We start from the raw sequence: 6,119 nt of genomic DNA on the forward strand, positions 1-6,119 counted from the left end.
CGAGCGCGCCGGAGGACACGGCGCGCTGGACCGCGCCGCCCTCCGCCGCGATCCGGCCGCTCCGCGTCGCCGCCTGGGGCGGCGTGCGCGGCATCGCGAAGGCGATGTTCCGGCTGGGCGTCGAGGGCGAGGAACACCTGCCGGCCTCCGGCCCCTTCGTCATCGCCGCCAACCATGTCAGCGACCTCGACCCCGGGCTGGTCGCGGCCGCGCTGCCGCTCGGCGTCGCGCAGCGCGCTTGGTTCGGCGGCACCACCGACCGGCTCTTCGCCACGCCGACCAGCCGCGCGCTGCTCCGCGCCTTCCAGGTCTTTCCCGTGGACGAACGCGCGCCGGCCCGCAGCGTCGCGATGGCGCGCGAGGTGCTGGCGCGCGGCGACGGGCTGATCTGGTTCCCGGAATCCTGGCGCTCGCCGGACGGCGCCTTGCAGCGCTTCCTGCCGGGGATCGGCCTGATCCTCGACGGCGCAGGGCCCGTCCCCGTGATCCCCTGCCTGATCGAGGGCGCCTTCGAGGCGATGCCGCGCCACCGCCGCCTGCCGCGGCCGCATCCGGTGCGCGTGAGTTTCGGGGCGGCGCTGGTTTCGGACGAAATCGCCCCACCCGGCCCAGACCGCCCGGCGCGCATCGCGGCGGCGCTGCACGGCGCGGTGGCGGCGCTGTCGGTTTCGGACAAATAGGCAGGGCGGGAGAGGCCGGGGCGCCCTGTCTCTTGCGCGGCCCCCTCTCCCAGCCCTCTCCCGCGAGGGGAGAGGGCTTCGGGAGCGCTAATCGACAATTCCCGGCCGGGCGCCGGCGTGGTGTTCGCGCAGCACGGCGCCGTTCGCGGCATCCACCTCGCGCAGCAACACGCCATAGCCCCAGAGGTCGGCGAGGTGCTGCAGCACGGCGCGCGCCTCGTCCGGCTCCAGCATCTGCCGGTCCAGCACCCGGTGATGCAGGATCAGGCGCCGGTCGCCCATCAGGTCCACATCCTCGACCTGGATGTCGGGATCGAGATGGCCGACGTCGTACTGCCTGGCCAGCGCGCGCCGCACGCGGCGATAGCCGCGCTCGTCATGGATGGCGCCGACCTGCAGTTCGTCCTCCGCCTCGTCGTCCACTAGGTGGAACAGCCGCAGCTTCCGCATCAGATGCGGCGAGAGGTACTGCGCGATGAAGCTGTCGTCCCGGTGGTTCGCCCAGGCCTCGCGCAGCGCGGCTTCCGCGTCGCCGCGGCCGGCGAGGTCCGGGAACCAGTCGCGGTCCTCCGCGGTCGGGCTGGTCGCGATGCGGGCGATGTCCTCCATCATCGCAAAGCCCAGCGCATAGGGATTAATCCCGCCATAGCGCCGGTCATCGAAGCTGGGTTGGAAGACGACGTTGGTGTGGCTGTGCAGGAATTCGAGGTAGTGGCCGTCGGTCAGCCGGCCCTGCTCGTGCAGCCGCGTCATGATGCGGTGGTGCACCCAGGTGGCGCAGCCCTCGTTCATCACCTTGGTCTGGCGCTGCGGGTAGAAGTACTGCTCGACATGGCGGACGATCCGCAGGATCTCGCGCTGCCAGGGTCGCAGCTTCGGCGCGGACTTCTCGAGGAAGTAGAGCAGGTTCTCTTGCGGCAGCTGCAGCAGCGCGCGGCGCCGCGCCTCCTCGGCCTTCGCGGCCGGCGCGTTGCGGGGGCCGGGGATGGTGCGCCAGAGGTCGTCGTAGATGCGTTCCTCGTGCTGGCGGCGCTCCCGCTCGCGCCGCTCCTCGCTGGCGAGGTCGGGGATGCGGCGGCGCGGCACGCGGAAGACGCCCTGCTGCGAGAGCGCGTGCGCCGCATCCAGCACGCGCTCCACCGCCGCCTCGCCGTACTTGTCCTCGCAGCGCATGATGTAGCTGCGCGCGAATTCCAGGTAGTCGAGGATGCCGTGCGCGTCCGTCCATTCCAGGAACAGGTGGTTGTTCCGGAAGAAGTGGTTGTGGCCGAAGGCGGCGTGGGCGATCACCAGCGCCTGCATCGTCGCCGTGTTCTCCTCCATCACGTAGCAGAGGCAGGGGGAGGAGTTGATGACGATCTCATAGGCCAGGCCCTGCATGCCCTTGCGGTAGAGCAACTCGTGGCGGGCGAAGCGCTTGCCGAAGGACCAGTGCCGGTAGAGCACCGGCATGCCGTTGGCGGCATAGGCGTCGAGCATCTGCTCGGCGCTGATGACCTCGATGCGCGTCGGGTACATGGACAGCCCGAGCTCGCCGACCGCGATCTCCTCGCAGGCGTCGTGGATGCGCCGCAGCGTGTCGAAATCCCAGTCCGATCCCTCGAACAGCAGGCCGCGGCTGGGGCGCAGGATTTGGTTCACTTCGCACCCTCCACCGCGCCCTTGCGGAACAGGTCGCGGAACACGGGGTAGATGTCCTTGCGGTGGCGCACCTTGCGCATGGCGATGCGCGGTTCCTCGATGCGCAGCCGCCCATAGGTCCGCCAGAGCTCGGTCTCACGTGGCATGAAGCCGATCGGCCCGCCGTCGTCCTCGCGCCCGACCTCGAGATAGGCGAAGTACTGGCAGACCGGGACGATGCGCTCCATCACCAGCTGCGCCGTCCGCTCGTTGTCGGCGGTGGTGTTGTCGCCGTCGGAGGCCTGGGCGACGTAGATGTTCCAGTCGGCGGGGCTGTAGCGCGCCTCCACCACCTTCAGCATCTCCTCGAAGGCGGTGGACACGATGGTGCCGCCGGTCTCGGGGCTGCGGAAGAAGGTCTCCTCGTCCACCTCCTTCGCCTCGTGGGTGTGGCGGATGAAGACCACGTCCACATGCTTGTAGCGGCGCTTAAGGAAGAGGTGCAGCAGCAGGTAGAAGCGCTTGGCGAGGTCCTTCATGCCCTCCGTCATGCTGCCCGAGACGTCCATCAGGCAGAACATGACGGCGCGCGCGATCGGCTTCGGCGCGGGCTCGAACTGGCGGTAGCGCACGTCGATGGGATCGATATAGGGGATGCGGGTGGCGCGTGCCTTGAGGCGCGCGATGCGGCCGCGGAGCAGCTCGGCCTCGGCCGGGTCGGCCGCTTCGGCGACGCGCAGCGCCTCCTCCAGCTCCTCGACCTCGTCCGGCTTCGGGCGGCGAAGTGCGAGGCGGCGCGACAGCGCGTTGCGCATGGTGCGACCGAGGGCGAGGTTCGAGGGCGAGCCCTGCGTCGCAAAGCCGGCGCGCCTCACGCCGGAGGCGTCGCCCTCCACCACGCGCTTCTTCGCGAGTTCCGGCAGCTCCAGGTCTTCCAGGAAAAGGTCGAGGAACTCCTCCTGGGTCAGCGCGAAGCGGAAGGCGTCCTCGCCTTCCCCGTCGGGGCTGCCCTCGCTCCCGCCACCACCGCCGCCCGGCGGGCGCGGGATGGTGTCGCCCTCCAGGTATTCCTTGTTGCCGGGCAGCACATGCTCGCGGAAGCCCCCGCCGGCGCGGCGGAAATGCGGCTCTTTCACGCCGGAGGCGGGAATGGTCACCTCGCCGCCGCGCTCGATGTCCTTGAGGCTGCGCTCGCCCGCGGAGTTGCGCACCGCGTCGCGCACCATGTCCTTCGCGCGACGGAGGAAGCGCTGGCGGTTGGCGAGGGATTTGCCGCCCGGGTTCAGGCGGCGATCAACGATTTGCATATTTTTGTGCCCTCAGGCGCCGGGCGCCCGCTCCGCGGGCTTGGCTTGCGCGCAGGCCACTGTGTCGCTTGTGGGGAAGGCTCATGGTGCGCGGGCCGCATTCGCGGCCTCGGCCCGCCTGTAGTGCGGCGGGCCGCCAGTTCCGAACCTGTCGGAACGCGCCCTCCATCTTCTCGCTCACCCGCTCTGCTTCACGCGCATGTACCATTCGACCAGGCGCCGGACCTGGCGCTCGGTGTAGCCGCGCGAGGTCATCCTTCGGACGAACTCGTCGTGCTTGCGCTCCGTCTCGTTGTCCTTCTTGGAGCCGAAGGAGATCACGGGCAGCAGGTCCTCGACCTGGCTGAACATCCGCTTCTCGATCACCTCGCGGATCTTCTCGTAGCTCGTCCAGGACGGATTCCGGCCGGCATTGGCGGCCCGCGCGCGCAGCGAGAACTTCACCACCTCGTTGCGGAAATCCTTGGGGTTGGCGATCCCCGCGGGCTTCTCGATCTTGGTCAGCTCCTGGTTCAGCGCCTCGCGGTTCAGCAGCTGGCCGGTATCGGGGTCCTTGTAGTCGATGTCCTCGATCCAGGCGTCGGCATAGGCGACGTAGCGGTCGAACAGGTTCTGGCCGTAGTCGCTGTAGCTTTCGAGGTAGGCCTTCTGGATCTCGTTGCCGATGAACTCCGCGTAGCGCGGCGCGAGCTCGCCCTTGATGAATTCCAGGTAGCGCTTCTCGGTGTCGTCGCCGAACTGCTCGCGGCGGATCGCCTGCTCCAGCACATACATCAGGTGCACCGGGTCGGCCGCGACCTCGCTCGTGTCGTGGTTGTAGGTGGCGGCCAGGACCTTGAAGGCGAACCGGGTCGAGATGCCGTCCATGCCCTCGTCGTTGCCGGCCGCATCGCGGTATTCCTGCAAGCTGCGCGCGCGCGGGTCGGTCTCCTTCAGGCTCTCGCCGTCATAGACGCGGAGCTTGGAGAACAGGTTGCTGTTCTCGTGCTTCTTGAGACGCGAAAGGACCGAGAAGCGCGCCATCATCTCGAGCGTGCCCGGCGCCATGGGTGCGGCCGCGAGCTCGCTGCCGCGCACCAGCTTCTCGTAGATCTTCTGCTCCTCCGTCACGCGGAGGCAGTAGGGCACCTTGATGACGTAGATGCGGTCGATGAAGGCCTCGTTGTTCCGGTTGTTCCGGAAGGTCTGCCATTCGGCCTCGTTCGAATGCGCCATGATGATCCCCTGGAAGGGGATGGCGCCGATGTTCTCCGTGCCGATGTAGCTGCCCTCCTGCGTCGCGGTGAGCAGCGGATGCAGCATCTTGATCGGCGCCTTGAACATCTCGACGAATTCGAGCATGCCCTGGTTCGCGCGGTTCAGCCCGCCCGAGAAGCTGTAGGCATCCGGGTCGTTCTGCGCGTGCATCTCCAGCTTGCGGATGTCGACCTTGCCGACGAGGGAGGAGATGTCCTGGTTGTTCTCGTCGCCCGGCTCGGTCTTGGCGACCGCGACCTGGCGCAGCCGCGAGGGGTTGAGGCGCACGACACGGAATCGGCTGATGTCGCCGCGGAACTCGTCGAGGCGCTTGAGCGCCCATGGCGACATGAAGCCGCCGAGGCGCCGGCGCGGGATGCCGTAGCGGTCCTCCATCACCGCGCCGTGCTTCTCGGCGTCGAAGAGGCCGAGCGGGCTCTCGAAGACGGGGCTCACCGCGTCGCCCGCCTTCAGCGCGTAGATCGGCATCACCTCCATCAGCGCCTTGAGGCGTTCCGCCAGGCTCGACTTGCCGCCGCCGACGGGGCCGAGCAGGTAGAGGATCTGCTTGCGTTCCTCGAGCCCCTGCGCGGCGTGGCGGAAGAAGCCGACGATGCGCTCGATCGTTTCTTCCATGCCGTAGAACTCGGCGAAGGCCGGGTAGCGACGGATGGTGCGGTTGAGGAAGATGCGGCCGAGCCGCGGATCCTTCGCGGTGTCGATCAATTCGGGTTCGCCGATCGCGGCGAGGATCCGTTCGGGCGCGGCGGCGAACAGCGTCGCGTCGCGGCGACATTCCTCGAGGTAGTCCTGCAGGGACATCTCGGCATCGCGGCGCCTGTCGTAGTCGCGTGCGTAGCCCGAGAAGACGTCGTCGATCATCGTCATCGGCCGCTCCAGCGCGCCAGGCGCAATAACGGAACGTCCGCGAAACCGGTCGGATGCCCGTGCCCGGTCACACGTCCGTGTCCCCTCGCCCGACCCAAGTAAGATGGTAGCACTTCGCGCGAACGCCATGCCACGAAATGCGGAGATCGCCGCGTGTAACGGCGCGTTGCCACGAGAGAACGCATGCGATCGCACAGTTCCGCGCCATTTACGAACAAGCTCGCCGCGTCGCGCAGGACGAGGGCGAGTCGGCGGCTCATGCGAGCATCTCCTCGCCGGCAGCCTGTCCATCGCGCACGGCGGAGAGCATCAGCCGCGGCGCCAGCGCATCGCCCACCGCGCGCAGCGCGAGCCCCGCAGCGCGCAGCGGCGCGGCGAGCGCGTCGCG

Annotated in this window: 4 protein-coding genes; 1 reads left to right on the top strand and 3 read right to left on the bottom strand. The window is 68.7% G+C overall.

Annotation, left to right across the window (positions count from 1 at the left end):
• Positions 1 to 680, top strand: a 680-nt coding sequence (locus tag L2I40_RS17420) for a lysophospholipid acyltransferase family protein (protein ID WP_237216462.1), incomplete at its 5' end; no start/stop codon positions are given.
• Positions 681 to 767: 87 nt separating this feature from the next.
• Here the strand turns inward: L2I40_RS17420 and L2I40_RS17425 are convergent.
• The 3 genes from L2I40_RS17425 to L2I40_RS17435 all read right to left on the bottom strand — a co-directional run bounded on the left by L2I40_RS17425 (position 768) and on the right by L2I40_RS17435 (position 5,731).
• Positions 768 to 2,321: a SpoVR family protein gene (locus L2I40_RS17425; RefSeq protein WP_237216463.1), complete on the bottom strand. Its 1,554-nt coding sequence runs from the start codon at positions 2,319 to 2,321 to the stop codon at positions 768 to 770.
• Positions 2,318 to 3,607: a YeaH/YhbH family protein gene (locus tag L2I40_RS17430; RefSeq protein ID WP_237216464.1), complete on the bottom strand. Its 1,290-nt coding sequence runs from the start codon at positions 3,605 to 3,607 to the stop codon at positions 2,318 to 2,320. The genes L2I40_RS17425 and L2I40_RS17430 overlap by 4 nt, the downstream gene beginning before the upstream one ends.
• A gap of 177 nt (positions 3,608 to 3,784) precedes the next feature.
• Positions 3,785 to 5,731, bottom strand: coding sequence for a PrkA family serine protein kinase (locus tag L2I40_RS17435; RefSeq protein ID WP_237216465.1), 1,947 nt, complete (start codon positions 5,729 to 5,731; stop codon positions 3,785 to 3,787).
• Positions 5,732 to 6,119 lie beyond the last annotated feature (388 nt).

The sequence above is a fragment of the Falsiroseomonas oryziterrae genome, from assembly GCF_021864505.1.
Taxonomy (GTDB): domain Bacteria; phylum Pseudomonadota; class Alphaproteobacteria; order Acetobacterales; family Acetobacteraceae; genus Falsiroseomonas; species Falsiroseomonas oryziterrae.